A 3889-nucleotide genomic window follows, 5' to 3' on the forward strand; every position below is an offset into this window, starting at 1 on the left:
AGATTTTGGAGCGTTTGAGCAAAATCACCAAGCCGCACAATATTATGTTTGACGGGCTGGCGCGGGTAACGCACGTTACCGATGCGACCGACTGGCGCGTCGAATATCCGTTTGTCGTCGTCAATCCCGACACTGAGGCAGAAATCGCGCCTTTGGTGCGCGCCTTAATCGAGCTGGATTTGGTCATTATTCCGCGCGGCGGTGGCACGGGTTATACCGGCGGCGCCGTGCCTTTGGATGCAAACAGCGCGGTCATCAATACGGAAAAGCTCGACAAGCATCGCGGCGTCGAATTTGTAGAACTGGCGGGCTTGAACGGCAAACATCCGATTATCCATTGCGGCGCGGGTGTGGTAACGCGGCGTGTGGAAGAAACCGCGCATCAAGCGGGTTTGGTGTTCGCCGTCGATCCGACTTCCGCCGACGCGTCCTGCGTGGGCGGCAATGTGGCGATGAACGCAGGCGGTAAAAAAGCCGTGCTGTGGGGGACGGCGTTGGACAACCTCGCCTACTGGCAGATGGTCAACCCGCAGGGCGAATGGCTGCGCATCGAGCGCGTGCGCCACAATTTCGGCAAAATCCACGACGAAGAAACCGCTGTCTTTGACGTTCACACGCTGGATTCAGACGGCCTCAATGTCGTTAAAACCGAACGCTTGGAAATTCCCGGCCACAAATTCCGCAAAGTCGGTTTGGGCAAAGACGTTACCGACAAATTCTTGAGCGGCCTGCTCGGCGTGCAAAAAGAAGGCACGGACGGCATCATCACCAGCGTTGCCTTCGTGTTGCATAAAATGCCGAAATACACGCGCACTGTGTGTATGGAATTTTTCGGTACGGTCGCCACCGCCACACCTTCTATCGTCGAAATCCGCGATTTCCTGCTTGCCCATAAAAGCGTGCGGCTGGCGGGTTTGGAGCATTTAGACTGGCGTTACGTCCGCGCCGTCGGTTATGCCACCAAAGCGGCAGGTAAAGGCCGACCTAAAATGGTCTTGCTGGCAGATGTGGTTTCCGACGACGAAGCCGCCGTACAGGCAGCCGCCGAACACATCTGCGAACTCGCCCGCGCCCGCGACGGCGAAGGCTTTATCGCCATATCTCCTGAAGCCCGCAAAACCTTCTGGCTCGACCGCAGCCGCACCGCAGCCATCGCCAAACATACCAACGCCTTTAAAATCAACGAAGATGTGGTAATTCCACTCGAAAGGCTCGGCGAGTATTCAGACGGCATCGAACGCATCAACATTGAGCTTTCCATCCAAAACAAACTCAAACTCTGTGCTGCCTTGGAGCAATATTTGTCCGGCAAACTCCCCATCGACAAAATGGGAACAGACCTGCCAACCGCCGAACTGTTAGGCGAACGCGGCAAACACGCCCTAGCCCACGTTTCCGCTGTTAAAGCGCGTTGGGAATGGCTACTTGCTAACTTAGACGCGCCGCTTGCCGACTATAAGGCTCGCTATGGCGCATCCGTCCATGCTGCGCCCGAAGCCAAAGACAATGAAAGCTGCTTTATTGCCTTCCGCGATTTCCGCCTGCGCGTGTCTGTCAAAGCGGACGTAATGAAGCCGCTTTCTGAAATTTTCAGCGGCAAAACCGATACTAAAATTATCCAAGGCTTGGGCAAAATCCACTCCAAAACCGTACGCAGCCGCGTCTTCGTCGCCCTGCATATGCACGCCGGCGACGGTAACGTTCATACCAATATTCCGGTTAACTCAGACGATGCCGAAATGCTTCAGACGGCCTACCGTTCTGTGGAACGCATCATGAAAATCGCCCGTTCGCTCGGCGGCGTAATTTCCGGCGAACACGGCATCGGCATCACCAAGCTCGAATTTTTGACCGATGAAGATTTGCAACCGTTTTGGAACTACAAAAACCAAGTCGATCCGAAACACACCTTCAACCGTCACAAACTCATGAAAGGCTCGGACTTACGCAACGCCTACACGCCATCTTTCGAGCTTTTGGGGGCGGAATCGCTGATTATGGAAAAATCAGACCTTGGCACCATCGCCGATTCCGTCAAAGACTGTCTGCGCTGCGGCAAATGTAAACCTGTTTGCTCTACTCACGTTCCGCGCGCCAATCTGCTGTACAGCCCGCGCAACAAAATCCTCGGCGTGGGGCTGTTGACCGAAGCCTTCTTATACGAAGAGCAAACCCGCCGCGGCGTTTCCATCAAACACTTCGAAGAACTCATGGACATCGGCGACCACTGCACCGTGTGCCACCGTTGCGTCAAACCTTGCCCCGTCAACATCGACTTCGGCGACGTAACCGTAGCCATCCGCAACTACCTTGCCGATTCCGGCCACAAACGCTTTGCCCCCGCCGCATCGATGGGCATGGCGTTTTTGAACGCCACCGGCCCTAAAACCATCAAAGTCCTGCGCGCCGCTATGATACAGACCGGCTTCCCTGCGCAAAACTTTGCCTACAAAATCGGCAAGCTTCTTCCGATTGGCACTAAAAAACAAAAAGCCGAACCGAAAGCCACCGTTGGCACCGCCTCAATCAAAGAACAGGTTATCCACTTCATCAACCGTCCTTTGCCGAAAAGCGTACCTGCTAAAACTCCGCGCTCCATGCTGGGTATAGAAGACGACAAGAGTATTCCTATCATCCGCAATCCGGCTTCTCCTGAAGATGCCGAGGCCGTATTCTACTTTCCAGGTTGCGGTTCCGAACGTCTGTTCAGCCAAATCGGGCTTGCCGTTCAAGCCATGCTCTGGCATGTCGGTGTACAAACCGTCCTGCCGCCGGGCTATATGTGTTGCGGCTATCCGCAAGACGCAGGCGGCAATAAGGCTAAAGCCGAAGAAATGAGTACCAACAACCGCGTGGCTTTCCACCGAATGGCAAACACCCTCAACTACCTCGACATTAAAACCGTCGTCGTCAGTTGCGGTACCTGCTACGACCAGCTCGAAAAATACCGCTTCGAAGAAATCTTCCCCGGATGCCGCATCATCGACATCCACGAATACCTGCTCGAAAAAGGCGTGAAACTGAACGGCGTAAAAGGTCAGCAATACCTCTATCACGACCCCTGCCACACCCCCATCAAAACCATGAACGCCACCCAAATGGCAAGCAGCCTCATGGGGCAGAAAGTTGTCTTAAGCGACCGCTGCTGCGGCGAATCCGGCATGTTCGCCGTCAAACGCCCCGATATCGCCACCCAAGTCAAATTCCGCAAACAGGAGGAAATCGAGAAAAACCTCAAAGAGCTGCCGCAGGGCGAACCCGTCAAAATGCTCACCACCTGCCCCGCCTGCCTGCAAGGACTGAGCCGCTACGCCGACGACAACGACATGCCCGCCGACTATATCGTCATCGAAATGGCGAAACACATCCTCGGCGAAAACTGGCTGGACGAGTTTGTGAAAAAAGCCAACAACGGCGGTGTAGAAAAAGTATTGCTCTAAGGACTTAGACAAAAACTTTGGGCTGTAATAAAGGTGTAGAAATTAGTAGCGTTGTTTACAGTATTTCCAGGAGAATACTGAAACATGAACATGCACAAAAACACCCGACTCACCCCGCACCACCGCCAAGCCATTTGGCTGGCCTACGCGCAGGGGAAGGAAAGCGTAACCTCCCTGGCACGCCGCTACCAAGTCAGCCGCGTCACCATTTACCGCGCACTTAAAGCTGCAAGAGGCAGGCTGCTCAAACCCCCAACCAGTACCAACAACCGTTTCAAACAGGCAAAGTACGGAATGAAACGCCTAGCTAAGGTAGAACGCAGCATTCAGGAAAAACTCAAAAGGCAGGCCAAACGCTACAATAAATCCTACCCCGGAGAGCTGGTACATCTCGATACCAAACGGCTGCCGCTGCTCAAAGGACAGAAAGCCACCGATAAGCGGGATTA

Annotated in this window: 2 protein-coding genes; both read left to right on the top strand. The window is 54.2% G+C overall.

The features are described from left to right. On the top strand, positions 1–3440 hold a 3440-nt coding region (locus ACTHUT_RS15095), incomplete at its 5' end, for a DUF3400 domain-containing protein (protein WP_440418981.1). 84 nt (positions 3441–3524) lie between these two features. Next, positions 3525–3889: helix-turn-helix domain-containing protein (locus tag ACTHUT_RS15100; protein WP_440418982.1), on the top strand; the 365-nt coding region annotated here is incomplete at its 3' end.

The sequence above is a fragment of the Neisseria sp. P0022.S010 genome, assembly GCF_051956635.1.